Source organism: Streptomyces cyslabdanicus (genome assembly GCF_052663305.1).
On the sequence record NZ_JBQRUW010000025.1, the window covers coordinates 11138 to 36436 of the forward strand.

Genomic DNA, 25299 nt, shown 5'->3' on the forward strand with positions numbered 1-25299 from the left:
CATGCTCCTGTGGATCAACGGCCCCTTCGGGGGCGGCAAGACACAGACCGCACACGAGATCCAGCGCCGTCTGCCCGGCAGTGTCGTCTGCGACCCCGAGCACGCCGGGTTCGGCCTGCGCCGCATGCTGCCGCCCGAACTGCGCGAGGACTTCCGGGACTTGGCGTCCTGGCGGCAAGGGGTGGTGGAGGTCCTGGACCTCGCCCTCACCCGGCGCGAGGGGGTCGTGATCGCCCCCATGACCGTCACCGACGCCGGCCAGTTCGCCGAAACTGTCGGGCGGCTGCGCGAACTGGGCCACGACGTACGGCACTTCACGCTCCTCGCGGAACGCGAGACCGTGCTGAAGCGGCTGCGGGAGCGGGGGTTCGGACACCTCGTCGGGTATGTCGCCGGGAAGAACGTCGCCGCGGGCAGGGAGAGCTGGGCCGTGCGGCAGCTCGACGACTGCCTCGAGCGGCTGCGCGCGCCGGAGTTCGCCGAGCACCTGTGGACCGACCACTCGACCGTGCCGAAGACCGCGGACCGGATAGCCGTCCTGGCCGGCCTGACGCTGCGGCCCAACACCGAGGGCCCGCTGCGGACGCGGCTGCGGCAGGCGAAGGTCGGCGTCCGGCACATCCGGTTCGACGGCCCCCGCCGCCTGCCCGGCCCGGAAGACCAGGACCCGCGCAACACGCCCTAGCGGAGCACCCCTTCGAGGAAGTCGCTGCCCAGCCGGGCGACCGTGGTGACGTCCAGCTGGTGGAGCACGTAGCGCCCCCGGCGCCGGGTGGTGACCAGGCCCGCCTTCTTCAGCACGCTCAGGTGCCGGGAAATCTCCGGCGCGGTCATGCCGTGCACCTGGGCCAGCTCGCTGGTGGTGAACGCGCTGCGGGCCAGGCTGCGGCACAGCCGCATCCGCACCGGGTGGGACAGGGCGGTCATGCGCAGGGTCAGCTGCTCCACCGAGGGCGGGGCGGCCAGCTCCGGGGAGCCGACCGGGTAGTGCAGCACCGGCTGCCAGCCGTACCGGTGCAGCACCATCAGATGGGGCCGGCCCAGGCTCGTCGGTACGAGCAGCAGGCCGCCCTCCGCCGTGGCCGTGCGGCCCTCGCCCAGCTTGTCGACGGTGATCCGGCCGGCCGCCTCGTCGAGCGCCACCGCCGGGGACACCGCCGACAGGGCCTCGGCCAGGCCCCTGCGGCGCAGCAGCTCCGTCTTGTGCCGGGTGTCGGCCGCGAGCTGCCGGTGCAGCCGGGACCAGGTCTGCGCGAAGAACGCCTCGTCGCAGTCCTCCAGGAACTGCCGCAGCCAGGCCCTGATGCGCGGCGGGTCGGCGAGCAGCCGCTCGGTGAAGCGCACCTGCTGCGGCCCGCGCGCGGCGGCCAGCTCCAGGGCGCGGCGGCGCAGCCCGGCGTCGGCGAGCGGGCCCGGGCCCGGCAGGCCGTACGGCAGGGCGCAGGTGAACTCCAGGGCGGCGTCCACGAACTGCTCGTCGGACAGCTTGTCGAGGATGTCCAGGTCGTCGGCGAGGGTCGCGCCCGGGAGCGTGGAGCCGCCGGGTATGCCCGCGCACGGCAGGAAGAGGTCGGAGAAGGTCGTCCGCCACAGGAAGTCCGCCTCGCACATCCGGTCGGCCAGATGCGAGTCGAGCCCGGCGGTGACGCCGGTCACCCAGCCCTGGAGACCGGGGTGGTGCCCCGGCTCGGACAGCACGTGCAGCGCCATGCACAGCTCGGCCAGGGGCGCGGGCACGACGGCCACTCTCTCCTGCCGCAGCCCCGCGATGTCGATCCGCACACTCATGCCCCCATGGTGCCCGCACCCACTGACAACGCGGCACTGCCGGTGCCACGGATGCCCGGGCCTGGCCCAGACCCGACCTGCGCGCACGGCGGCCTCCCGTGGCTCCCCCTCCCGGGGGCCCTCCTGCCCCCAGGACGGCCACCCGTGCCGAGCCCGCTGCCTACGCCCGACGCCTGCGGGCTCGGCGCGGGCGCCGGGACGCCTGGCCCGGCCCGGGGCCTGCCGACGACACGGCGGCCCGCCCGTGCCGTCGGCTGCGTGCGGCCGGTGTCGCACGGCCGGCGTCGGTGAGCAGGCGGCCGGGCCGTGGGCGGGCGTGGCGTGCCGGGAGCGGTGCGGCACTAGCCGTCGGTCTCCTCGTGGAGGCGGGCGGTGAAGTCCGCCACCGCCGCGCGTACGTCCTCCGCGGTCCATCCCAGGCCCTCGGCCCGGACGGAGACCTCCGTGCGGGCCAGGCCCGGGACCGGGGCGTCCCAGCCGCCGGCGAAGAGCATCGTGCCCGTCTCCTCGGCGGTCCGGATCGCGGCCCGGGCCACCGCGTCGGCCCCGTACGGCAGCCAGACCTGGAACTCGTGGGTGTGCGGCTCGGCCGGGTGGACGCGGCTCCACGGCAGCCCGGCCGCGGCGAACCCCTCGCGCAGCGCGGCGGCCACCACGCGCGCGTGCCGCACGTACTCCGGCAGCCGGGGCAGCTCCCGCTCCAGTCCGACCAGTGCCGACAGCGCCGTCGGGAACTGCTGGAAGACGTTGCCGCCGTACCGGTGCCGCCAGGCCTTGGCCTCCTCCACCAGGTCCCTCGGACCGGCGAGCACGGCGCCGCCGTAACCGGCGAGGGACTTGTAGAACGACACGTACACGCTGTCGGCCAGGTCCGCGATCTCGTCCAGCGGCCGGCCGAAGTGCACGGTGGACTCCCACAGGCGCGCTCCGTCGAAGTGCACCGTCGCGTCCCGCCGGCGTGCCGCGTCCACGAGCTCGACGAGCTCCTCCCATGTGGGCAGCAGGAAGCCGGCGTCCCTGAGGGGCAGTTCGAGCATCAGCGTCCCGAAGGGCTCGTCGAGGGCGCGCACCTCCTCGGGGGTCGGCTGGCGGGGCTCGCTCGTCACATGCACCGGACGCAGTCCGGCGACCTCGCTCAGGGCGTGCCGCTCGTGCACCTCGGGATGGGCCAGCGCGTGCAGCGCGACCGCGGGGACACCGGTGCGGCCCGCCCAGCAGCGCAGGGCCACCTGCTGGGCCATCGTGCCGGTCGGGAAGAAGGCGGCGGCCTCCTTGCCGAGCAGGCCGGCGACCTTGTCCTCCAGGGCCTCGACGATGCCGTTGCCGTACATGTCCGACGCCTCGTCGAGGTCGTACACCTCCCGCGCCCCGTCCAGCAGCGCCAGCCGCTCCCGGAGCGTCCCCAGGAACCCGGGGCGCGCCAGCACGTGCTTCGCGCTTCGGCACGCGGCTGCGCGCCGCTCCCGGAGCCGCTTGCGCCGCTCGTCGTCCGAGACCTGCTCCCCGTCGTCCGAGACCTGCTCCCCCTCCGGGACCGGCTTGTCGTCCGAGGCCCGCTCCCCGTCCGAGGCCCGGTCCTCGAACCGCGCGTCCCGTGCGTCCTGCTCCGCCGTATCACTCATGCCCGGGATCATCGCGCGTCCGGGGACTCGGCGGGTACCCGAATTTCCCCGCGGCCGGTCGTCTCCCGTCCCGTGGTCCGTCCCGCGGCGTGCGGCGGTCGCACGGGCCGGGGACGACCGGACTGCCCCGGAACCGATCGCGTTAACATGACGAGAAATCGTCCGGTACCCCGAGCGGACTGGAACGGGAAGGTCACCGTCGCGTGAGTAGTAGCCAACAAGCAGACCCCAGGGACCGCCCCGCGCGGCTCGCCGTCGGTGTCGTCGGCGCCGGCCGGGTGGGCCCCGCGCTCGCCGCGTCCCTCCAGCTCGCCGGGCACCGTCCGGTGGCCGTCTCCGCGGTCTCCGACACCTCCAGGCGGCGGGCCGGGCTGATGCTCCCCGACGTGCCCGTGGTGCCGCCCGCCGACGTGCTCCAACGGTCCGACCTGGTGCTGCTCACCGTGCCCGACGACACCCTGCCCGGACTGGTCGCCGGCCTCGCCGAGACCGGCGCCGTACGGCCCGGGCAGCTGCTCGTGCACACCTCCGGGCGGTACGGCGCGAAGGTGCTGGACCCCGCCCTGCGCGCGGGCGCGCTGCCGCTGGCCCTGCACCCGGCGATGACCTTCACCGGCACGCCCGTCGACGTGCAGCGGCTGGCCGGCTGCTCCTTCGGCGTCACCGCTCCCGAGGAGTTGCGGCTGGCCGCCGAGGCCCTGGTCATCGAGATGGGCGGCGAGCCGGAGTGGATCGCCGAGGAGATGCGGCCGCTGTACCACGCGGCGCTCGCCCTCGGCGCCAACCATCTGGTGACGCTGGTCGCCCAGTCCATGGAACTGCTGCGCGAGGCCGGCGTCGAGGCCCCCGACCGGATGCTCGGCCCGCTCCTGGGCGCCGCTTTGGACAACGCGCTGCGCTCCGGCGACGCGGCCCTGACCGGCCCGGTCGCGCGGGGCGACGCGGGTACGGTCGCCGCCCACGTCGCCGAACTGCGCCGGCACGCTCCGCAGACCGTCGCCGGCTACCTGGCGATGGCCCGCGCCACCGCCGACCGCGCGCTCGCCCACGGGCTGCTCAAGCCCGAACTGGCCGAGGACCTGCTAGGGGTACTCGCCGGGAGCACGAACCTGCCCGAGAACCCCGAGAACGGTGAAGACCGATGAGCCGTCGCATGCTCGAACTCGCTCCCACGGTGGGTGACCTGACGTCCGTGCGCGACCACCACGCGGCCCGGGGCCGCACCGCCGTCGTGATGACCATGGGCGCCCTGCACGAGGGCCACGCCACCCTGGTCCGCGCGGCCCGCGCACACGTCGGCGACGAGGGCTTCGTGATCGTCACCGTCTTCGTCAACCCGCTCCAGTTCGGTGCGGGCGAGGACCTCGACCGCTACCCGCGCACCCTGGAGGCCGACCTCAAGGTGGCCGGTCAGGCGGGTGCCGACGCCGTGTTCGCGCCGTCCGTCGAAGAGGTCTACCCCGACGGCGAGCCGCAGGTCAGGATCACCGCCGGACCCATGGGCGAGCGGCTGGAGGGCGCCAGCCGGCCCGGGCACTTCGACGGCATGCTCACCGTCGTCGCCAAGCTGCTGCACCTCACCCGCCCCGACGTGGCCCTGTTCGGGCAGAAGGACGCCCAGCAGCTCGCCCTGATCCGGCGCATGGTGCGCGACCTCAACACAGGGGTGGAGATCGTCGCCGTGCCGACCGCGCGCGAGGACGACGGGCTGGCCCTGTCCAGCCGCAACCGCTACCTCTCCCCGCAGGAGCGGCACACCGCGCTGGCCCTCTCCCAGGCCCTGTTCGCGGGCCGCGACCGGCACGCCGCGCAGGAGGCGCTGCGCGCGCGGGCCCGGGAAGTGCCCTCCACGCGCGCGCGTGCCGAGGCCCTCAGCGCCCTCGGGGAATCCCGCGCGGCGGCCGACGCCGCGGCCGTCGCCAAGGCCTCCCCGGGCGCCGCCGCTGCCGTCCGCGCGGCCGCCCAGCTGGTCCTGGACGAGGCCGCGCGCTTCGACCCGCCGCTGGAACTCGACTACCTGGCCCTGGTCGACCCGTCCGACTTCACCGAGATCGGCGACGACTTCACCGGCGAGGCCGTCCTCGCCGTCGCCGCGCGGATCGGGGCGACCCGGCTGATCGACAACCTCCCGCTCACCTTCGGAACCCTGGGAGCCGTCTCGTGACCAGCACCGGTATACGACTGCACGCGCCCGCGCCCGGATGGTCCATCACGGCGGACGTCGTGGTCGTCGGCTCCGGCGTCGCCGGCCTCACCGCCGCCCTGCGCTGCGAGGCGGCCGGCCTGACGACCGTCGTCGTCACCAAGGCCCGCCTCGACGACGGCTCCACCCGCTGGGCCCAGGGCGGCGTCGCCGCGGCCCTCGGCGAGGGCGACACCCCCGAGCAGCACCTGGACGACACCCTGGTGGCCGGCGCCGGCCTCTGCGACGAGGAGGCCGTACGGATCCTCGTCTCCGAGGGCCCCGACGCCGTACGGCGGCTGATCTCCACCGGCGCGCACTTCGACACCGACGACGAGGGCGGCATCCAGCTCACCCGCGAGGGCGGCCACCACCGCCGCCGGATCGCGCACGCGGGCGGCGACGCGACCGGGGCGGAGATCTCCCGCGCCCTCGTCGAGGCGGTGCGCGCGCGTGGTGTGCACACCGTCGAGAACGCGCTCGTGCTGGACCTGCTCACGGACGCCGAGGGCCGCGCCGCGGGCGTGACCCTGCACGTCATGGGCGAGGGCCGGCACGACGGCGTGGGCGCCGTGCACGCGCCCGCGGTGGTCCTCGCGACCGGCGGCATGGGCCAGGTCTTCTCCGCGACCACGAACCCGTCCGTCTCCACCGGCGACGGCGTGGCGCTCGCCCTGCGCGCGGGCGCCGAGGTCTCCGACCTGGAGTTCGTGCAGTTCCACCCGACGGTGCTCTTCCTCGGCGCGGACGCCGAGGGCCAGCAGCCCCTGGTCTCCGAGGCGGTGCGCGGCGAGGGCGCCCACCTGGTCGACGGCGACGGCGTGCGCTTCATGACCGGGCAGCACGAACTGGCCGAACTCGCGCCGCGGGACATCGTCGCCAAGGGCATCACGCGACGGATGCGGGAGCAGGGCACCGACCACATGTTCCTCGACGCCCGGCACTTCGGCGCCGACATGTGGGAGCACCGCTTCCCGACGATCCTGGCCGCCTGCCGCGCCCACGGCATCGACCCGGTCGCCGAGCCCGTCCCGGTCGCGCCGGCCGCCCACTACGCCTCCGGAGGCGTGCGCACCGACTCCCACGGCCGGACGACCGTGCCGGGCCTGTACGCGTGCGGTGAGGTGGCCTGCACGGGCGTGCACGGCGCCAACCGCCTCGCCTCCAACTCCCTCCTGGAGGGCCTGGTCTACGCCGAGCGCATCGCCGCCGACATCGCGCGGGAGCACGCGGAGAACGGCCTGCACGCGCGCGTGCCGGAACCCGTCCCGCACACCGGGGCGCCCGCCCACCCGCTGCTCGCCCCCGAGACCCGGTTCGCGATCCAGCGGATCATGACCGGGGGAGCGGGTGTGCTGCGGTCCGCCGCGTCGCTGGCCCGGGCCGCCGGCCGGCTGGAGCGGCTGCACACCGAGGCCCGCTCGGCCCTGGAGGAGGACGGCAAGACCGCCGAGCCGGGCGTCGACACCTGGGAGGCCACGAACCTCCTGTGCGTGGCCGGTGCCCTGGTCGCCGCCGCCCGGCTGCGCGAGGAGACCCGCGGCTGCCACTGGCGCGAGGACCGCGCCGAGCGGGACGACACCCACTGGCGCCGCCACATCGTCGTACGGCTGAATCCCGACAGCACTCCCGCCGTGCACACCACGGACACCGCAGAGTTCCCCCCGACCCGCCCCGGGGCTCCGGCCCCGCGTCCCCTGGAGCAGTGACACAAGTGAGCAGCGAAAACCTTCCCCTCGCCTCGAACGGCGGCTGCGGCGACGGCTGTGCCTGCGGCGCGGACACCGACGAGGAGTACCTGGAGTGCGGGCTCGACCCCGCGCTCGCCCAGCTCCTGGCCGACGCCGGACTCGATCCCCTCGAGGTCGAGGACATCGCGAACCTCGCCATCCAGGAGGACCTGGACCACGGCGTAGACGTGACGACGGTCGCGACCATCCCCGAGGACGCCGTGGCCACGGGTGACTTCACCGCGCGCGAGGCGGGCGTGGTGGCCGGCCTCAGGGTCGCCGAGGCGGTGCTCTCGGTGGTCTGCGCGGACGAGTTCGAGGTCGAGCGGCACGTCGAGGACGGCGACCGCGTCGAGGCCGGGCAGAAGCTGCTGTCGGTCACCACGCGCACGCGTGACCTGCTGACCGGCGAGCGCAGCGCGCTCAACCTGCTGTGCCGCCTGTCCGGCATCGCGACCGCCACGCGCGCCTGGGCGGACGCCCTGGAGGGCACCAAGGGGCGCGTGCGCGACACGCGCAAGACCACGCCGGGCCTCAGGTCGCTGGAGAAGTTCGCCGTCCGCTGCGGCGGCGGTGTGAACCACCGCATGTCGCTGTCGGACGCGGCCCTGGTCAAGGACAACCACGTGGTCGCGGCCGGCGGTGTGGGGCAGGCCTTCAAGGCCGTACGGGAGACCTTCCCGGACGTGCCGATCGAGGTCGAGGTCGACACCCTGCACCAGCTGCGCGAGGTCGTGGACGCCGGCGCCGATCTGATCCTGCTGGACAACTTCACGCCCGGCGAGTGCGAGGAGGCGGTGGCCCTCGTCGGCGGCCGGGCGCAGCTGGAGGCGTCGGGCCGGCTGACCCTGGGGAACGCCAGGGCGTACGCCGAGACCGGTGTCGACTTCCTGGCCGTCGGGGCCCTGACCCACTCCTCGCCGATCCTGGACATCGGCCTGGACCTGCGCGAGGCGGAGTGACGGCCATGCTTCTGACGATCGACGTCGGCAACACGCACACCGTACTGGGCCTGTTCGACGGGGAGGACATCGTCGAGCACTGGCGCATCTCCACCGACGCGCGCCGCACGGCAGACGAGCTGGCGGTGCTGCTCCAGGGCCTGATGGGCATGCACCCGCTGCTCGGCGACGAGCTGGGCGAGGGCATCGACGGCATCGCGATCTGCGCGACCGTGCCGTCGGTGCTCCAGGAGCTGCGCGAGGTGACGCGCCGGCACTACGGCGACGTGCCCGCCGTGCTCGTCGAACCCGGCGTCAAGACGGGCGTGCCGATCCTCTTCGACAACCCCAAGGAGGTCGGCGCCGACCGCATCATCAACGCGGTGGCGGCGAACGAGCTGTACGGCGGCCCGGCGATCGTCGTCGACTTCGGTACGGCGACGACCTTCGACGCGGTCAGCGCGCGCGGGGAGTACGTCGGCGGGGTCATCGCGCCCGGCATCGAGATCTCCGTCGAGGCGCTGGGCGTCAGGGCGGCGCAGCTGCGGAAGATCGAGGTGGCCCGGCCGCGCAGCGTGATCGGCAAGAGCACGGTCGAGGCGATGCAGGCCGGCATCATCTACGGGTTCGCCGGGCAGGTCGACGGCGTGGTCAGCCGGATGGCCCGGGAGCTGGCCGAGGATCCGGACGACGTGACGGTGATCGCGACGGGCGGGCTGGCGCCGATGGTGCTCGGCGAGTCCGCGCTGATCGACGAGCACGAGCCGTGGCTGACCCTCATCGGGCTACGACTGGTCTACGAGCGGAACGTGTCGCGCCTCTGAGCGGGGCGGCGACACCCCCACACGCCACACTCGCGCCTTATGTCGAATTTGTCTGATTAGCGCGTATCGTCGGCCTATGCCTACGCCATACGGAACCCGCGGCGGCATGGCGTTCGGCGCGGAGGAGCTGCTCGTGCTTCGCCGCGCCCTCGCCCTCGCCCTTCAGCCCCGTCCCGCCAGCACCGAAGACGTGCAGGACTGTCGCCGGCTCGCCGAGTCACTCGACGAGGCGATGCACGAGGGTGTCCGGCTGCGCGCGTTCCTGGTGGCCGATCTCGCCCGGTACCGCGCCGCCCTCCCCGGTGCGGCCGCCGGCTACCTCGCGCTTCTAGCCGAGTGCCTGGGTGCGGGCCACCGGCCCACGGACGACGACCTGGCCGCCCTGTGCGCCCTGCGCGGCGACCCGGTCGCCGCGGCCCTCCTGCGCCGCTGCCGGACGCTCGTTCCGCCCTCGGCGCCCCCTCCCGCGCCCGGTTCCGCACGTCCCGTCCCGGCCGTCCGGCCGGTCCCCGCCGAACCGCCCGCCCCGACCGACCCCGCCCACCCGACCGACCCCGCCCACCCGTCCGGCCTCCTCCGGCCGGCCGGAGACGCCCCGCCGGCCGTCGGGGCCTCCCGCGGCGCGCTCCGGGCGGTCGCGGGAGGGCCGCCGGTCGACCGGGAGGGGCGGCAGCAGGAAGGCCAGGGAGGCCAGGAAGGCCAGGAAGGCGGAGAAGCCGGGGAAGCCGGGGAAGGTGGGGACGGGAAGCCCGCCCCGAAGCCCGCCGTGAAGCCGGGGGAGCGGCCCGCCCCCGCGCGACCCGGGGCGGCGCCCGCGCCGAAGCCCGCCCGGCGGCCCGTGCCCACGCCGGGCGAGGTCTTTCCGCGGCGCAAGCCGGGCCCGCCCTCCGGAAAGCCGCAGCAGCGCCTCGCGGCGGTGTGACGCTCCGGGCCACCCCGCCCCTGTTTGTCCCGCCGCCATGGCTACTCTGGATCCATGGACTACGTCTCCGCACTTGTTCCCCCGATCGTCATGGCCGCGTTCTTCATCGCTCTGGTCAGGGTGATCGTGAAGACCCAGGGCGGGGCCGCCAAGGCCAAGGAGGACGCCGCCGTGGACGCCGCCCTCGCGCGTGCGCAGAGCGGCCCCCAGGCCTCCGGGGCGGGCGCGTCCACCGACGCCTGACACGGCCGACGGCGTACGGCCCCCGCGTGAGGACACCCTCATCGCAAGGCCGTACGCCCTTTTCGTTCGTGTTTGAGCCGAAAGCGTATGTTCGGCACGCCATTGCCGGGATCTCCCACTAGGGTGCTGAGTTGTGCCTCGGCCCCTGGGAGAACTCGAAGACGCGGTCATGACGCGGGTGTGGAAGTGGAACCGCCCGGTGACCGTTCGGGAAGTCCTGGAAGATCTTCAGCGGGAGCGGTCCATCGCGTACACCACGGTGATGACCGTTTTGGACAATCTCCATCACAAGGGCTGGGTGCGCCGCGAAGCCGAGGGCCGGGCCTATCGATATGAGGCCGTCTCCACCCGCGCCGCCTACGCCGCCGCACTGATGAACGAGGCCTGGTCGCAGAGCGACAACGCCGCCGCCGCCCTGGTCGCCTTCTTCGGGATGATGAGTGACGAACAGCGGCAGGCCCTGCGGGATGCCGTACGCATCGTCGAAGGCACCGCCGAAGGCGCCCTCCGGGGAACCGGCGCCGCCGAAGTCCCGGAAACCGCCCGCGCTCCCGATACCGCCCGAGCTCCGGAAACCCGTGACGAGAACCCCGGCTCGGCACGGGACAGCCGCGGGCGATAGCGTCCGCTCATGTCCGTAGAACGTCCCGAAGAGACCGCAAAAGCCATCACTGTCCGACGGGCCCGGACCGGCGATGTCCCCGCAGTGCGTCGACTGCTGGACGCCTACGTTCGCGGGCGCATCCTGCTCGACAAAGCGACGGTGACGCTTTACGAGGACATCCAGGAGTTCTGGGTCGCCGAACGGGACGACAACGCCGAGGTCGTCGGCTGCGGCGCACTGCACGTGATGTGGGAAGACCTGGCGGAAGTGCGCACTCTCGCGGTGAAGCCGGGCCTGAAGGGCGCCGGGGTCGGACATCGGCTGCTGGAGAAGTTGCTCGAGACGGCACGCAGGCTCGGTGTTCGCCGCGTATTCTGTCTGACCTTCGAAGTGGACTTCTTCACCAGGCACGGCTTCGTGGAGATCGGTGAGACGCCCGTCGACGCCGATGTGTACGCGGAGCTACTGCGTTCCTATGACGAGGGCGTCGCGGAGTTCCTCGGTCTCGAACGAGTGAAACCGAACACCCTGGGCAACAGCCGGATGCTTCTGCATCTGTGATCCACATTCCGCCCGGCCCGGCGTGCCCGCGTTCCCTATGTCCGAAACGCGCATGTTTCCGGACGGAGTGAGTGCCCGGTCTCTCCCAGGGGTTTGTGTTTTTCCCGCAAAAGCGGTTTGCTTTCCGATGTACTGCTGCACTGCATATAACAGGGGACGGCGAATCGGCGGACACCGACCATCCCCGATCCTCACGTTATCGATGAAAGGAAATCCGGTGGCACAGAAGGTTCAGGTCCTTCTTGTCGACGACCTCGACGGCGGCGAGGCGGACGAGACCGTGACGTTCGCGCTGGACGGCAAGACCTACGAGATCGATCTCACCACCGCCAATGCGGACAAGCTTCGTGGCCTTCTCGAGCCGTACGTCAAGAGCGGCCGGCGCACCGGGGGCCGCGCTTCGGGCGGACGCGGAAAGGCGCGCGCCGCTTCCGGCGGCGGTCAGGACACCGCGCAGATCCGCGCCTGGGCGAAGGAGAACGGCTACGAGGTCAACGACCGCGGCCGGGTCCCCGCGTCCATTCGCGAGGCCTACGAGAAGGCCAACGGCTGATCAGGGGCCTGTGTCAGCCCCTCGCGGAACGGGAACGGCTGGGCGCACGCGCGCCGCAGCCGGATCCGGTGGACGTGTGTCGCCACCGTGTCCACCAGGCGTACGAGATCGGGGGTGCCCCCACCACCCCCCACGGCCGACAGTGTCGGCAGCGAGGCCTCGACCTCGCGCCCAGCCCCGGGGGGCCGCAGCCACACGGCGGCCCCCTGTGAACCGGAGCGGCCGGGGTTGAGCGGCCGCGGCCCGAGCGGACCGGCGCCCGGGGGCGGCGGAGCGTCCATCAGCGCGCCCGCGCCCAGCGCCACCACGTCCAGGTCCAGCGCCGACGGGCCCCACTCCAGCCACTCCAGCAGCCCCGGCAGCTCCTCCGCGCTGCCCGCGGCGACCAGCAGCCGCATCCGGTCCCCCCGCACGGCCACCGGAGAGCCGGGCCCCAGATGGCGCAGCGCCCCACGTCCGGCCTCGGCGGGCACGTCCAGGACGTCGAAACGGCGGCCCACGACAAGTCGGACCGGCGCCCCGGGCGCCGTGGCCCAGCCCAGCTCGTTCTCGTACCAGTGCCGCCAAAGCCGCCGGTGCCGCGCCGCGTCGCCGGACTCCGGCGGTCGACGCGGGGACAGGGGGGAATGGGGAGAACGGGGAGAACGGGGAGCACGGGGAGAGGGGACCGGAACGGGGACCGTGGAAGGACTGCCGACCATGCCTGAGAAACCGCCCGAAACCCGTCGGAGTTACGCTCGGTATCAATGGGTGCGCGAAGTGTGCCGGGCGAGAGGGGTTCGCGGGGTTCGGAAAGGGCGCGAGGTTGTTCGCCCATAGCTGAGGGAACCCGGGCACCCGGCATGCAATGTCAGTCGGTGCGGGTAAGACATGCCTAGTGGGAGGGGGCGACACGCAGGCGGCACCCGGGCAGAGGAGTCTCACGTTCGCCATCGGCGTACTGGCGACTGGGGTAACTGCCTGGCCTGCGGGAACATCGTCTCGCACCATCAGGTTGGAGCAGATGTCGGCGTTCAGGGTCAGGAGGCAGCGTTGGTTCTCGGTCCGGTGTCGGCAGTTGGAATGAGCGGTCCCCGCTTGCGGGACTAAGCTGCGGAAGGACAGGGAGGGGAAGTTCCCCCCACTGCCTGACCGCTCTGAGGAGCGATTAACGATGTTCGAGAGGTTCACCGACCGCGCGCGGCGGGTTGTCGTCCTGGCTCAGGAAGAAGCCCGGATGCTCAACCACAACTACATCGGCACTGAGCACATCCTCCTGGGCCTGATCCACGAGGGTGAGGGTGTCGCCGCCAAGGCCCTTGAGAGCCTCGGGATTTCGCTCGAGGCGGTCCGCCAGCAGGTGGAGGAGATCATCGGCCAGGGCCAGCAGGCCCCCTCCGGCCACATTCCCTTCACCCCCCGTGCCAAGAAGGTCCTGGAGCTGTCGCTCCGGGAAGCCCTCCAGCTGGGCCACAACTACATCGGCACGGAGCACATCCTGCTCGGCCTGATCCGTGAGGGCGAGGGCGTCGCCGCCCAGGTCCTGGTCAAGCTGGGCGCCGACCTCAACCGGGTGCGGCAGCAGGTGATCCAGCTGCTCTCCGGTTACCAGGGCAAGGAGACCGCCACCGCCGGCGGCCCTGCCGAGGGCACGCCCTCGACGTCCCTGGTCCTCGACCAGTTCGGCCGGAACCTCACCCAGGCCGCTCGCGAGTCCAAGCTCGACCCGGTCATCGGGCGCGAGAAGGAGATCGAGCGGGTCATGCAGGTGCTGTCCCGCCGTACCAAGAACAACCCGGTGCTGATCGGTGAGCCCGGCGTCGGCAAGACCGCCGTCGTCGAGGGCCTCGCCCAGGCCATCGTCAAGGGCGAGGTGCCCGAGACCCTCAAGGACAAGCACCTCTACACCCTGGACCTCGGTGCCCTGGTCGCCGGCTCCCGCTACCGCGGTGACTTCGAGGAGCGCCTGAAGAAGGTGCTCAAGGAGATCCGCACCCGCGGCGACATCATCCTGTTCATCGACGAGCTGCACACGCTGGTCGGTGCGGGTGCCGCCGAGGGCGCCATCGACGCGGCGAGCATCCTCAAGCCGATGCTGGCCCGCGGCGAGCTGCAGACCATCGGTGCCACCACCCTGGACGAGTACCGCAAGCACCTGGAGAAGGACGCGGCCCTGGAGCGCCGCTTCCAGCCCATCCAGGTCGCCGAGCCGTCCCTGCCGCACACGATCGAGATCCTCAAGGGCCTGCGCGACCGGTACGAGGCGCACCACCGCGTCTCCATCACCGACGAGGCGCTGGTCCAGGCCGCCACCCTGGCCGACCGGTACATCTCGGACCGCTTCCTGCCGGACAAGGCGATCGACCTGATCGACGAGGCCGGCTCCCGGATGCGCATCCGCCGGATGACCGCGCCGCCGGACCTGCGCGAGTTCGACGAGAAGATCGCCGCCGTCCGCCGGGACAAGGAGTCCGCGATCGACTCGCAGGACTTTGAGAAGGCCGCCTCCCTGCGCGACAAGGAGAAGCAGCTCCTGGCCGCCAAGGCCAAGCGCGAGAAGGAGTGGAAGGCCGGCGACATGGACGTCGTCGCCGAGGTCGACGGCGAGCTGATCGCCGAGGTCCTCGCCACGGCCACCGGCATCCCGGTCTTCAAGCTGACCGAGGAGGAGTCCAGCCGCCTGCTCCGCATGGAGGACGAGCTCCACAAGCGGGTCATCGGCCAGGTGGACGCCGTCAAGGCGCTCTCCAAGGCGATCCGCCGTACGCGCGCCGGTCTGAAGGACCCGAAGCGTCCGGGTGGCTCGTTCATCTTCGCCGGCCCGTCCGGTGTCGGTAAGACCGAGCTGTCCAAGGCGCTCGCCGAGTTCCTCTTCGGCGACGAGGACGCGCTGATCTCCCTCGACATGTCGGAGTTCAGCGAGAAGCACACGGTCTCCCGCCTCTTCGGTTCGCCCCCCGGCTACGTGGGCTACGAGGAGGGCGGCCAGCTCACCGAGAAGGTGCGCCGCAAGCCGTTCTCGGTCGTCCTGTTCGACGAGGTCGAGAAGGCCCACCCGGACATCTTCAACTCGCTGCTGCAGATCCTGGAGGACGGTCGCCTGACCGACTCCCAGGGCCGGGTCGTGGACTTCAAGAACACGGTCATCATCATGACGACCAACCTCGGCACCCGGGACATCTCCAAGGGCTTCAACCTGGGCTTCGCCGCCTCGGGCGACACGAAGACCAACTACGAGCGCATGAAGAACAAGGTGTCGGACGAGCTCAAGCAGCACTTCCGGCCCGAGTTCCTCAACCGCGTCGACGACGTGGTGGTCTTCCCGCAGCTGACGCCGGCCGACATCCTGCGGATCGTCGACCTGATGATCGGCAAGGTGGACGAGCGCCTGAAGGACCGGGACATGGGCATCGAGCTCTCCCAGTCCGCCAAGGAGCTGCTGTCCAAGAAGGGCTACGACCCCGTTCTGGGCGCCCGGCCGCTGCGCCGGACCATCCAGCGCGAGGTCGAGGACACGCTCTCGGAGAAGATCCTCTTCGGCGAGCTGCGCCCCGGTCACATCGTGGTCGTGGACACCGAGGGCGAGGGCGAGTCCCAGACCTTCACCTTCCGCGGTGAGGAGAAGTCCGCGCTGCCGGACGTCCCGCCGATCGAGCAGGCGGCCGGTGGATCCGGACCGAACCTGAGCAAGGAGGCGTAAGCCTCAGCGGCAACCGAGAGGGGCCGGCGCCTTCGGGCACCGGCCCCTCTCGCGTGTGTGTGCGCGGTTCGATACGGCCGCCCGGTGAGAGGCGGGCCACATGGCCCCCGTCACGCGGAAACGGCGCCCACCCCCGCTCTCCGGTGACAAGGCACACAGGTACTCCGACGCGTACTACGACGCTTAGTGGGGGACAGGGGGTGAAAAAGCGGATATTCGGGACAGTTGAATGGTCCGGAAAGGGGTCTCTTCAGGGCATTTGTTCTGAATGAGGGAGACGTCAAGAGGCGTACGACACCACCCGCTCTTACTACTTTCCGTCGTAGTGGGGGTGTTTGGGCGTCGGTGACCGGTCGGGTTACCAAGGGATGGCCCGCCCGGCGAAGGCACATGCGTCCGGGTGGCTTCCCTGCCCCCCACCCCCAGAGGTTTCGATGTTCCAGCGCGCCACGTCCCGTTCCGCCCGTGCGACCAAGCTCCGTACCCGCGCCGCCGTCCTGGCCGCCGGTCTGGGGGTCTCGGTCGCGATGGGTGCGGGAGTAGCGTCCGCCGCGACCACGGCGGCCCCCACCGCCGGCGTCACGCAGTCGGCCGCCGCCTGGACGGCGCCGGTGAAGCAGTTCGCGCTCAGCGCCGGCTTCAACCAGGCCGGCGGTCACTGGGTGCACAAGCACAGCGGCCAGGACTTCGCCGTGCCGACCGGCACCAAGGTCGTCGCCGTGCACGGCGGCACCGTCGTCAAGGCCGGCCCCAACGGCGCCGGCGACGGCCCCGCCTACGGCAACGCCGTCGTCATCAAGCACGCCAACGGGACGTACTCCCAGTACGCCCACCTCTCCCGTGTCGACGTGCGCATCGGCCAGATCGTCGCCGCCGGTCAGCACATAGCCCTGTCCGGCAGCACCGGCAACTCCACCGGCCCGCACCTGCACTTCGAGATCCGCACCACCCCGAACTACGGATCCGCGGTCAACCCGCTGGCCTACCTGCGCTCGCACGGCGTGTCCGTCTGACCGGCCCGACGCCGCACCATGCCGCCGCCCGCTGAACGACAGCGGGCGGCCATGGCGTGTCAGGGCGCGTGCGCGCCCCGGTGCGCCTGGGTCACCAGATCGACGGCGACCTCGAGGACGGCCTTGCGCCGCTCCGCGGGGTCGCCTTCGAGGTCCTGCATGACGAACATCCCGGCGTGCAGCGTGAAGATGGCGCTGACGCAGCGGACCTGGTCGACCAGGCTCGCGCCCGGGTCGATGATGATGTCCCGCAGGCCGCGCATCCGGTCCTTGAAGGTGTCCCCGATGCGCAGCTCCCGCACGGTCGCCTGGTTCTCCTGCATGAAGCGGAACAGCGGCGCCGCGTCGGCGAGCGCCTGGTCGTAACGGCGGACGATCTCCTGTTTGGTCTCCAGCGTGTGCGGCTGGCTCCGGCCCCACTCGATCAGGTCCTCCATCGGCCGTGTGAGGCTCTCGAAGAGGCTGACGAGGATCTCTTCCTTCGTCTTGAAGTGGTAGTACAGGGCCGCCTTGGTGACGTCGAGGCGCTCGGCGATCTCGCGCAGGGAGGTCTTCTCGTAGCCCTGCTCGGCGAAGAGTTCGAGTGCCACGTCCTGGATGCGCTGGCGGGTGTTCCCGCGGCGCTGCTGCCTCGTGCCGTCCATCGTGACGTCCATCCTCGTACTCCTCGAGCTCCCTGGACACCTTGCCTGCCGGTGGGTCGGCAAAACTTACTTGACGACCGGCTAGTTGGGGGTCTACTTTCCAGAGTGTAGCCAACTTGCCGGGCGGCAAGTAAGTACCAGTCGACTGGGGGAGCGGGACGGATGGCGTTGACCGCGAAAGCCGAGCCGGAAGCGGCGCAGGCAGGCAAACAACCCAGGAGCGTGCGGGTCGTCCTGCTCGCTCTCATGATCGCGATGATGCTCGCGATGCTCGACAACATGATCGTGGGCACCGCGATGCCGACGATCGTCGGTGAGCTCGGCGGTCTTCAGCACCTGTCCTGGGTGGTCACCGGCTACACCCTCGCGACCGCGGCGTCCACGCCGCTGTGGGGCAAGCTCGGCGACATGTACGGGCGCAAGGGCGCCTTCATGACCTCGATCGTCATCTTCCTGCTCGGGTCCGCGCTGAGCGGCATGGCCCAGAACATGGGCGAGCTGATCGGCTTCCGCGCCATCCAGGGCCTCGGCGCGGGCGGCCTGATGGTCGGTGTGATGGCCATCATCGGCGACCTGATACCGCCGCGGGAGCGCGGCAAGTACCAGGGCATGATGGCCGGCGTCATGGCGCTCGCGATGATCGGCGGCCCCCTGGTCGGCGGCACGATCACCGACAACTGGGGCTGGCGCTGGTCCTTCTACATCAACCTCCCGCTCGGCGCGGTGGCACTCGTCGCGATCAGCGCCGTGCTGCACCTGCCGAAGAAGCGCTCCGAGGCGCGGATCGACTACCTGGGCGCCGTGCTGCTGACCGTCGGCATCAGCTCCATCGTGCTCGTCACCACCTGGGGCGGCTCGGAGTACGCCTGGGCCTCGGCGCGGATCATGGAGCTCATCGCGATCGGCGTCGTCGCGCTCGTCGGGTTCGTGCTCTGGCAGGGCAAGGCCGCCGAGCCGATCGTGCCGCTGCACATCTTCCGCAGCCGCAACTTCAGCCTGATGTCGCTGATCGGCTTCATCACCGGTTTCGTGATGTTCGGCGCGGTGCTGTTCCTGCCCCTCTACCAGCAGTCGGTGCAGGGCGCCTCGGCGACCAACTCCGGTCTGCTGCTCCTGCCGATGCTGGCCGCCATGATGGTCGTGTCGCTGGTCGCGGGCCGGGTCACCACCAGCAGCGGCCGCTACAAGGTCTTCCCGGTCGTCGGCAGCGTCCTGATGATCACCGGGCTGTACCTGCTGTCCCTCCTGGACACCGGCACCACCCGCCTCACCTCCGGCCTCTACATGGCCGTCCTGGGCGCGGGCATGGGCTGCCTGATGCAGATCACCATGCTGGTCGCGCAGAACAGCGTGGAGCTGAAGGACATGGGCGTGGCGTCCTCGTCCACCACCCTCTTCCGTACGCTCGGCTCCTCCTTCGGCGTCGCGATCATGGGCGCGCTGTTCAACAACCGCGTCCAGCACGTGATGGCCGAGCGCGCCGGCGCCCTGGGCCGCGGGATCACCGAGCAGTCCGCGCAGCTGGACGCGGCGAGCCTCGCCAAGCTTCCGGCCCAGGCCCGCGAGGCCTACCAGCACGCGGTGTCCGCCGGCACGCACTCGGCGTTCCTGCTGGGCGCCGTGGTGGCGGTGGTCGCGCTGGTCGCGGCGGTGTTCGTCAAGGAGGTTCCGCTGAGGGGAGCGGGACCGGCCGCGAAGGACCGGTCCGGCGCGGGCGAGGCGTAGGCACGTCAGGACGTGGCGGAGGCCGCCTGACCGTCCGAGCCGCGGTCGCACGGCGCGGACCGTCCGACCGCCCGGGCCGAACGTGAGCGAGGGCCCGTGGAGATCCGCCGGGAGCGGACTTCCACGGGCCCTCGGCATGCCTGCCGCCCCGCCGTCCGCCCGCTCTGCCGCCGCGTCACTGCCCCGGCAGCAGGGGATGGCTGCCCGTGTTCGTCGGGGCGTGTTCGGGGAGCCACAGGACGGCGACGGCGCCCTCGGCCGGGATGTGCTTCGGGGCACCCGCGGGGCGGACGTTGCGGAAGGTCAGACGGGCGCCGAGGACGCGGGCCTGACCCGCCGCGATGGTCAGGCCGAGGCCGTGGCCGTGCCCGGCGCGGTCCCTGCTGCCGGTGCGGAACCGGCTCGGACCCTCGGCGAGCAGGTCCTCGGGGAAGCCGGGGCCGTGGTCGCGTACCCGGATGACCCGGCCCTCGACGGTCACCTCGATCGGCGGCCTGCCGTGCCGTGCGGCGTTGGCGAGCAGGTTGAACAGCACCCGCTCCAGACGCCGCGGATCGGTGGTGACCTCCGACTCGTGCACCACGCGGACCTCGATGTCCGGGTCCTTCGCGGCCACCCGCCGGGTGACGAACTCGCCCAGCACGATGTCCTGGAGTTCGGCCCGCTCCGAGGCGCCGTCGAGCCGGGCGACCTCCAGCACGTCCTCCACCAGCGTGCGCATGGCCTTCGCGCGGTCCAGGACCAGCTCCGTCGGCCGGCCGGGCGGCAGCAGCTCGGCCGCCGTCAGCAGCCCGGTCACCGGAGTGCGCAGCTCGTGCGCGATGTCCGCCGTGACCCGGCGTTCGGCCTCCAGACGCTGCTGGAGGGCGTCCGTCATCGCGTCCACCGCGCGCGCGAGGTCGTCGGTCTCGTCGCGTACGACGCCTCCGATGGCGTCCTGGACCCGTACGTCCGTCTCGCCCTTGGCGACCTGGTTGGCCGCGGTCGCCGCCTTGCGCAGCCGGCGCGAGAGCTGGCCCCCTATGAGCACCCCCAGCGCGCTGCCGCCGAGGACGACCGTGATGGAGCCGATGACCAAGGCCTGGTCGAGGTCGTTGAGGATGTTCGTGCTGCGGTCGGTGAAGTGCGTGTGCAGGGACAGCACGTGGCCGTCCTTGACCGGTACCGCCGCCCAGATGTCGGGCAGCTTGCCGGTGTGGTCGGCGACGTAGGTCGCCCGCCGCCCCTGCTCGACCTTCTCCCGCAGCTCGGAGGGCAGTTCCGGATCGTCGATCCGGATGCCGGGGAAGTTCGGCCGCCCCGACAGCTCGAAGTTGCGCTGGGCGATCTGGACCCGCTCGTCCGCCAGGTCGCGCGCGCTGTCCAGCATCGACACCCGGGCGGCGTTGTGCACGACCAGACTGAGCGCGACCGCCACCAGCGCGCCGACCAGCGCGATGGCCGCGCTGAGCTTCCACCTCAGCCCCGTACGGATGTCCGCGCGCCCCAGGCGCTCGGGGAGCAGGCGCCGTGAGATCCCCGGCATGACCGCCCCGCTCAGGCCTTCAGCTTGTAGCCGAAGCCGCGGACCGTCTCGATGCGGTCCTGGCCGATCTTCGTACGCAGCCGCTGCACATGGACGTCGACCACGCGGGTGTCGCCGCCCCAGCCGTAGTCCCACACCCGCTCCAGGAGCTTGTCCCGGGAGAGCACCGTGCCCGGAGCCGAGGAGAACTCCAGCAGCAGCCGCATCTCCGTGGGCGTGAGCGCCACCGGCTGCCCGGCCCGGCGCACCTCCATCCCCTCGGTGTCGACCTCCAGGTCGCCGAAGCTCAGCACCCCGCCGTCCACCGCGGCGCGCTCCGCGTCGGCCCGGACGCCTCCGGCGTGCCCGAAGCGGCGCAGCACCGCGCGGATGCGGGCGACCAGGACGGCGCCGTCGAACGGCTTGGTCACGTAGTCGTCGGCGCCCGCCTCCAGGCCCAGCACCACGTCGATGGAGTCCGCCCGCGCGGACAGCATGATCACCGGAACGGTCGACTCGTCGCGGATGCGGCGGCACAGGCTGACCCCGTCGAGGCCGGGGACCATGACGTCCAGCAGAGCGATGTCGGGCCGGCTCGCCCGGAACGCCTCCAGGCCCGACAGCCCGTCGGGCATCGCCGTGACCGCGAAGCCGACCCGCTCCAGGGCGAGCTGTGTGGCCTCGCGGATGACGTCGTCGTCCTCGACGAACAGGACGTGGGTCTGTTCTGTCATCCGGGTGCTCTCAGTCCTCGTGTGCTTCTCGTCGTGCGGTCCGCCCCACCGTACGGGCGCGCGTCGGCCCCGTCCCATGGTGAACCGGTCGCAGGCGCGCGCGCCCGCGGCGGACGTGCCCGTTCGTCTCGCGCCCCCGCCCATTGTTGCGCGGCCGCCGCCGCGGGGTCCGCCACGCCGTCGTCAGCGGCCGGGGGACGCCGTCGGGCCGCCCCCGACGGCCGTGCTGTACTCGTTGCGGGTGCTGAACTCCTTGACGAACCGGCCCGCCGTCCAGCGGTACGTGATCACGTCCTCGCCGGACGGGCTCGACACCGGGTCCCCCCGCGCGTACACCTGCTTGGTCACCACGAGATCGCCGCGGTCGATCTCCGCGTAGACCGGGGGCTCCTCGGCCGCGAAGACGTTCTCGTACCGGCCCCCCTGCTCGCGGTACACATAGGCCCCCACACCCACGGCGTCTCCGCAGGTCAGCACGTTGATGACGATGTCCTCGGTCGACCCCGCGGTCAGGTCCCCGTACGACACGTCGACGGGGTACTCGTCGGCCACGCACGGCTTGAGGCCGCGCTTGACCGCGGCCGAGACGTGCGGGTCGTCCTCGATCAGCCGGACCGGGTCCAACCGCTGGGCCCGGCCGGTGGGGTCGGGGGAGGGGGCCGGGACGGTGCCCGGGGCCGAGCCGGCGTGGGCCGGGCCCTCGTCGCGCGCGCCGGTCCCCCCGGTACCGCAGGCGGACGCCGAAAGGGCGAGGGCGGCGAGCACGGTCGTCGCCGTGATCGCCGCCTTGAAGGTGTCCCGGGCCCGGCTGGGCCCGGGACACGTACCCCTGCCGGTCAGGCCGCGCAACGCTCCCGCTCCTCATGCTCCAGCGCGCGTGCGACCAGGTCGCGGGCCTCCAGCTCCTCGCGGAGCCGGGCGAGCGCCCGGTGCAGCGTGCTCTTGACCGTTCCCGCGGACATGCCGAGGGCGGCGGCCGTCTCCTCCGTGGACATCTGCTCCCAGTGTCGCAGCACCACGACACTGCGCTGCTTGGGCGCGAGCACCTTCAGGATGTCCATGAGGAGCGCACGGTCGGCGTGCTGCTCGGTGGAGTCCTCGACCCGGGCGTCCGGGAGCTGCTCGGTGGGGACCTCCTCCAGCTTCCGGGCCCGCCACCACTCGGTACGCGTATTGATCATCACGCGGCGGAGATAGGCGTCCGCGAGCCGCTTGTCGGCGATGCCCTCCCAGCGCCCGTAGGTCCGTGCGAGTGCCGTCTGGAGCAGGTCCTGGGCTTCGACCGGGTCCGGGACCAGCCGGCGCGCACTGCGCAGCAGCGCGTCCTGCCGGGTACGCACGTACTCCTCGAACTCGAGCACCTCACCCTGCGCCATGTACGACCGCCTCCGATCCCCGTTTCCCGACCCGCCTGCCGCCGGTCTCCACGTCCTGAGCGGACGGGCTGTGGTCGGCAGCCGTCCGGTGCCCGTCAGGCACGCAACTGAAGGTACGGAGGCGTTGTCACGGCGTTGTCCGAGGCAGCCTGCGACCAGCCCTCGGCTGTACGTCGGTTGTGTAACGGAAGTAGGAGCGGGGTAAGGCAGTGCCCTAATTTGTCCCTTTTGAGGGTGATTTGGAGGGCCGAGTGAGGCGTAGGTGCGTGACACGAACACCCGCGACACGCCCTGAACCCATGGCCGGCCTGTGAGGTGACCGTGGATCAGGCGAGGGGTGTCGGATGCGCGGTGTCAGGTGTCGGGTGCCGGACACGAGGTGACTGGGGGTCAGGTGAGGGGTCAGGTCAGCGGCAGCCGGTACAGTCCGCCCGGCAGCGGCTCCACCAGGCCGTCCGCGACGAGCCCGTCCAGGGCCCGGGCCCGCTGGACCGGCTCGTGCCAGACCCGGTCGAGCACCGGCTGCGGGACGGGTGCGTGGGCCTCGCGCAGCACGGCGAGGAGCTTGCCGCGCACCTGCCGGTCCGTGCCGGCGTACGTCTGCCCGCGGCGCGGCGGCCCGTCGTGCGCGGGCTTGCCCGCCAGCCGCCAGGCGCAGTGCGCGGCGATCGGGCAGCGCGGGCACGACTCGTTCTTCGCCGTGCACACCAGCGCGCCGAGTTCCATGGAGGCGGCCGCCCAGCGGGCCGCGGTCCCCTCGTCCTCGGGCAGCAGGGCGCGCGCCAGACGCCGTTCGGCGGCGGTGGTGGCGTTCGGCGGGTACTGCACACCGGTGACCGCGCGGGCCAGCACCCGGCGGACGTTGGTGTCCAGGACGGCGTGCCGCTGGCCGTACGCGAAGGACGCGACCGCCGCGGCCGTGTACTCGCCGATGCCCGGCAGGGCGAGCAGTTGCGCGTGCTCGGTGGGTACGTCGCCGCCGTGCCGTTCCGTTATGGCGACCGCGGCGCCGTGCAGGCGCAGGGCACGGCGCGGGTAGCCGAGCCGGCCCCAGGCGCGGACGGCCTCGCCCGGAGCCTCCTTGGCGAGGTCGGCGGGCCGGGGCCAGCGGTCGAGCCACTGCTCGTAGACCGGCAGCACACGGCTCACCGGCGTCTGCTGGAGCATGAACTCGCTGACCATCACGCCCCAGGCGCCGGCGTCCGGGCGTCGCCAGGGCAGGTCGCGGGCGTGGTCGTCGAACCAGGCGATGACCTGGGTGTGCAGGGTCGGTCCGAGGGAGGTGCCCGAGGCCTCGGCGCCGGTGGGCGTGCCGGTGGCCGGACGGGCGTCGGTGGCGTGGGCCGGGGTGTCGGGGCTGCTGTGCGGGGGCAGTGTGGGCGCAGTCATGGCCTTCCGATCCTGCCACGTGGGGGTGGGCGGCCGTGTGACCCGGCGCGGGCCGGTGTCGTCGCGGACCGTGTCCGGGCGGTCACGGCGGGATCAAAGGGGCCCGCGGGTACGGACGTTGCTCTGATGATGATCCGGAAAATTGTCCTCGGCCCGGCGGGTGGGGCCGGGGAAGCCGACGATCTCTCGTACAGTTTGGGCCGTGGGATCTCTGCGCAATCCGGTCGGTCCGCTTCCCGCCTCCATCTACTGGCGACGGCGGCTCGTCATGCTGTCCGTGGTCGCGCTGCTGGCGCTGCTGATCGCCTGGCTCGTCCCCTTGGCGGGCGGGAGCCGCAAGACCAACGGCGACGGAGCGGACGGCAAGCATCCGGGGCCCTCGACCTCGACCATCACGCCGGGGCCCTCCGGCTCCGGGCCCGCGATCAGCCAACACCCCGGCGGCCGGGACGAGTCCGGCGGCGGTGACTCCAGTGGATCGGGGCCGGGATCGGGATCAGGGCCAGGATCGGGGTCGGGGACCGGTGACACCGGCGACACGGGCGGTTCGGACGGCGCCGGCGGGGGCGGGAACGGAGACGGCGCCGGTTCCGACGGGTCCACCGGCGGCGGGGACGGCGGCGGCAAGAGCGGCGGCGGTCCGGGCGCGGTGCTGCCGGCCGGCAGCACGCTGCCCAACTGCACCGCCGGAGCCGTCAAGTTGACGCTGCGCAGCGTCCACAACTCCTACGGGCCCGGCCAGACGCCGGAGTTCGAGCTGACCGCCGTGAACTCCTCCGGCGGCGACTGCAAGGTCGACCTCGGGCCGAAGTCCGCCGTGGTGACGATCAGCCAGGCCGAGAGCAGCGCCGCCTACTGGTCCTCGGCCGACTGCCCCGGGACGGCCGGGAGCCGGCTGTACCGGGTGCCGGCGGGCAGCGACATCACGTACACCGTCCGGTGGGACCGCAAGCCGAGCGCCCCGCAGTGCGCGACGCCGCCGGCCGGCTCGGCCCGGGCGGGCACCTATCTGGTCGAGGCGAAGGTGCCGGGGTACGCGAAGCTGCGCACGTCGTTCGTGCTGTCGGAGGACTGAGCGGGCCGGGCTGACCGAGGTGCGTCGAGGCGGGCTGGGCCTGACCGGGACGCGTTGAGGCGGACGGGGCGGTCCGAGGCGCGTCGAGGCGGACCGGAGCGGACCGGACCGAGGGCGGTCGAAGCAGGTGAAGCGGGTGAAGTGGCCGAAGCGGCCGAAGGTGAGCGAAGAGGCCCGAGCCGGTCGGCCG

General features: G+C 72.3%; 24 protein-coding genes. 15 read left to right on the top strand and 9 right to left on the bottom strand.

Features of this window, described 5'->3' with window-relative positions; genetic code table 11:
* Window position 1 precedes the first annotated feature (1 nt).
* Complete coding sequence (locus ACTYVM_RS16645) at window positions 2-685, top strand: AAA family ATPase (RefSeq protein WP_445526624.1); 684 nt, start codon at window positions 2-4, stop codon at window positions 683-685.
* Here ACTYVM_RS16645 and ACTYVM_RS16650 read toward each other — a convergent pair.
* Entirely contained in the window at window positions 682-1788 is a 1107-nt protein-coding gene (locus tag ACTYVM_RS16650) for a DUF5937 family protein (protein WP_400037296.1), read from the bottom strand. The genes ACTYVM_RS16645 and ACTYVM_RS16650 overlap by 4 nt on opposite strands.
* 341 nt (window positions 1789-2129) lie before the next feature.
* A complete protein-coding gene (locus ACTYVM_RS16655) occupies window positions 2130-3410 on the bottom strand; it encodes a threonine aldolase family protein (RefSeq protein WP_445526625.1) in 1281 nt (426 codons plus the stop codon).
* 203 nt (window positions 3411-3613) lie between these two features.
* Between ACTYVM_RS16655 and ACTYVM_RS16660 the strand changes: the two genes are divergently transcribed.
* The 10 genes from ACTYVM_RS16660 to ACTYVM_RS16705 all read left to right on the top strand — a co-directional run bounded on the left by ACTYVM_RS16660 (window position 3614) and on the right by ACTYVM_RS16705 (window position 11970).
* Entirely contained in the window at window positions 3614-4555 is a 942-nt protein-coding gene (locus tag ACTYVM_RS16660) for a Rossmann-like and DUF2520 domain-containing protein (protein ID WP_400037292.1), read from the top strand.
* 8 nt (window positions 4556-4563) lie between these two features.
* The gene (gene panC, locus ACTYVM_RS16665) at window positions 4564-5574 is read left to right on the top strand and encodes a pantoate--beta-alanine ligase (RefSeq protein WP_445526658.1); all 1011 of its coding nucleotides are present in this window, start codon (window positions 4564-4566) and stop codon (window positions 5572-5574) included.
* A complete protein-coding gene (locus ACTYVM_RS16670; protein WP_445526626.1) occupies window positions 5571-7301 on the top strand; it encodes an L-aspartate oxidase in 1731 nt (576 codons plus the stop codon). The genes panC and ACTYVM_RS16670 overlap by 4 nt, the downstream gene beginning before the upstream one ends.
* A 5-nt stretch (window positions 7302-7306) precedes the next feature.
* Window positions 7307-8284: a carboxylating nicotinate-nucleotide diphosphorylase gene (gene nadC / locus ACTYVM_RS16675; RefSeq protein WP_445526627.1), complete on the top strand. Its 978-nt coding sequence runs from the start codon at window positions 7307-7309 to the stop codon at window positions 8282-8284.
* Between the two features lie 5 nt (window positions 8285-8289).
* The gene (locus ACTYVM_RS16680; protein ID WP_400037283.1) at window positions 8290-9087 is read left to right on the top strand and encodes a type III pantothenate kinase; all 798 of its coding nucleotides are present in this window, start codon (window positions 8290-8292) and stop codon (window positions 9085-9087) included.
* A 76-nt stretch (window positions 9088-9163) separates the two neighbouring features.
* Entirely contained in the window at window positions 9164-10009 is an 846-nt protein-coding gene (locus tag ACTYVM_RS16685) for a hypothetical protein (RefSeq protein WP_445526628.1), read from the top strand.
* Between the two features lie 54 nt (window positions 10010-10063).
* Complete coding sequence (locus ACTYVM_RS16690; protein WP_445526629.1) at window positions 10064-10252, top strand: hypothetical protein; 189 nt, start codon at window positions 10064-10066, stop codon at window positions 10250-10252.
* Window positions 10253-10421: 169 nt separating this feature from the next.
* Complete coding sequence (locus ACTYVM_RS16695; RefSeq protein ID WP_445526659.1) at window positions 10422-10874, top strand: BlaI/MecI/CopY family transcriptional regulator; 453 nt, start codon at window positions 10422-10424, stop codon at window positions 10872-10874.
* A 9-nt stretch (window positions 10875-10883) separates the two neighbouring features.
* Complete coding sequence (locus tag ACTYVM_RS16700; RefSeq protein ID WP_400037276.1) at window positions 10884-11417, top strand: amino-acid N-acetyltransferase; 534 nt, start codon at window positions 10884-10886, stop codon at window positions 11415-11417.
* A 217-nt stretch (window positions 11418-11634) separates the two neighbouring features.
* On the top strand, window positions 11635-11970 hold the full coding sequence (locus ACTYVM_RS16705) for a histone-like nucleoid-structuring protein Lsr2 (RefSeq protein ID WP_390833760.1): 336 nt from the start codon (window positions 11635-11637) through the stop codon (window positions 11968-11970).
* Here ACTYVM_RS16705 and ACTYVM_RS16710 read toward each other — a convergent pair.
* The gene (locus ACTYVM_RS16710) at window positions 11949-12671 is read right to left on the bottom strand and encodes an SCO3374 family protein (protein WP_445526630.1); all 723 of its coding nucleotides are present in this window, start codon (window positions 12669-12671) and stop codon (window positions 11949-11951) included. The genes ACTYVM_RS16705 and ACTYVM_RS16710 overlap by 22 nt on opposite strands.
* 452 nt (window positions 12672-13123) lie before the next feature.
* Between ACTYVM_RS16710 and ACTYVM_RS16715 the strand changes: the two genes are divergently transcribed.
* A complete protein-coding gene (locus ACTYVM_RS16715; protein WP_445526631.1) occupies window positions 13124-15649 on the top strand; it encodes an ATP-dependent Clp protease ATP-binding subunit in 2526 nt (841 codons plus the stop codon).
* A 434-nt stretch (window positions 15650-16083) separates the two neighbouring features.
* Window positions 16084-16662, top strand: a complete 579-nt coding sequence (locus ACTYVM_RS16720; RefSeq protein ID WP_445526632.1) for a M23 family metallopeptidase — start codon at window positions 16084-16086, stop codon at window positions 16660-16662.
* 59 nt (window positions 16663-16721) lie between these two features.
* Here the strand turns inward: ACTYVM_RS16720 and ACTYVM_RS16725 are convergent, their stop codons facing one another.
* Window positions 16722-17318 carry a TetR/AcrR family transcriptional regulator gene (locus ACTYVM_RS16725; protein WP_400037267.1) on the bottom strand — a complete coding sequence of 199 codons (597 nt, stop codon included), beginning with the start codon at window positions 17316-17318 and terminating at the stop codon, window positions 16722-16724.
* A gap of 150 nt (window positions 17319-17468) precedes the next feature.
* On the opposite strand from ACTYVM_RS16725, the gene ACTYVM_RS16730 reads away from it, so the two are divergent.
* Window positions 17469-19031: an MDR family MFS transporter gene (locus ACTYVM_RS16730; protein WP_445526633.1), complete on the top strand. Its 1563-nt coding sequence runs from the start codon at window positions 17469-17471 to the stop codon at window positions 19029-19031.
* A gap of 175 nt (window positions 19032-19206) precedes the next feature.
* Here the strand turns inward: ACTYVM_RS16730 and cseC are convergent, their stop codons facing one another.
* The 5 genes from cseC to ACTYVM_RS16755 form a co-directional block, all read right to left on the bottom strand.
* Window positions 19207-20556: a two-component system sensor histidine kinase CseC gene (gene cseC, locus ACTYVM_RS16735; protein ID WP_445526634.1), complete on the bottom strand. Its 1350-nt coding sequence runs from the start codon at window positions 20554-20556 to the stop codon at window positions 19207-19209.
* An 11-nt stretch (window positions 20557-20567) separates the two neighbouring features.
* Window positions 20568-21269 (bottom strand): two-component system response regulator CseB, encoded by a 702-nt coding sequence (cseB, locus tag ACTYVM_RS16740; RefSeq protein ID WP_445526635.1) that lies wholly within the window; start codon window positions 21267-21269, stop codon window positions 20568-20570.
* 183 nt (window positions 21270-21452) lie between these two features.
* The gene (locus tag ACTYVM_RS16745; RefSeq protein ID WP_445526636.1) at window positions 21453-22118 is read right to left on the bottom strand and encodes a hypothetical protein; all 666 of its coding nucleotides are present in this window, start codon (window positions 22116-22118) and stop codon (window positions 21453-21455) included.
* Window positions 22106-22645 (bottom strand): SigE family RNA polymerase sigma factor, encoded by a 540-nt coding sequence (locus ACTYVM_RS16750; RefSeq protein ID WP_445526637.1) that lies wholly within the window; start codon window positions 22643-22645, stop codon window positions 22106-22108. The genes ACTYVM_RS16745 and ACTYVM_RS16750 overlap by 13 nt, the downstream gene beginning before the upstream one ends.
* 402 nt (window positions 22646-23047) lie before the next feature.
* Complete coding sequence (locus tag ACTYVM_RS16755; RefSeq protein WP_445526638.1) at window positions 23048-24034, bottom strand: HhH-GPD family protein; 987 nt, start codon at window positions 24032-24034, stop codon at window positions 23048-23050.
* 202 nt (window positions 24035-24236) lie between these two features.
* Here ACTYVM_RS16755 and ACTYVM_RS16760 point away from each other — a divergent pair, with 202 nt between their 5' ends.
* Entirely contained in the window at window positions 24237-25109 is an 873-nt protein-coding gene (locus tag ACTYVM_RS16760) for a hypothetical protein (protein WP_445526639.1), read from the top strand.
* Window positions 25110-25299 lie beyond the last annotated feature (190 nt).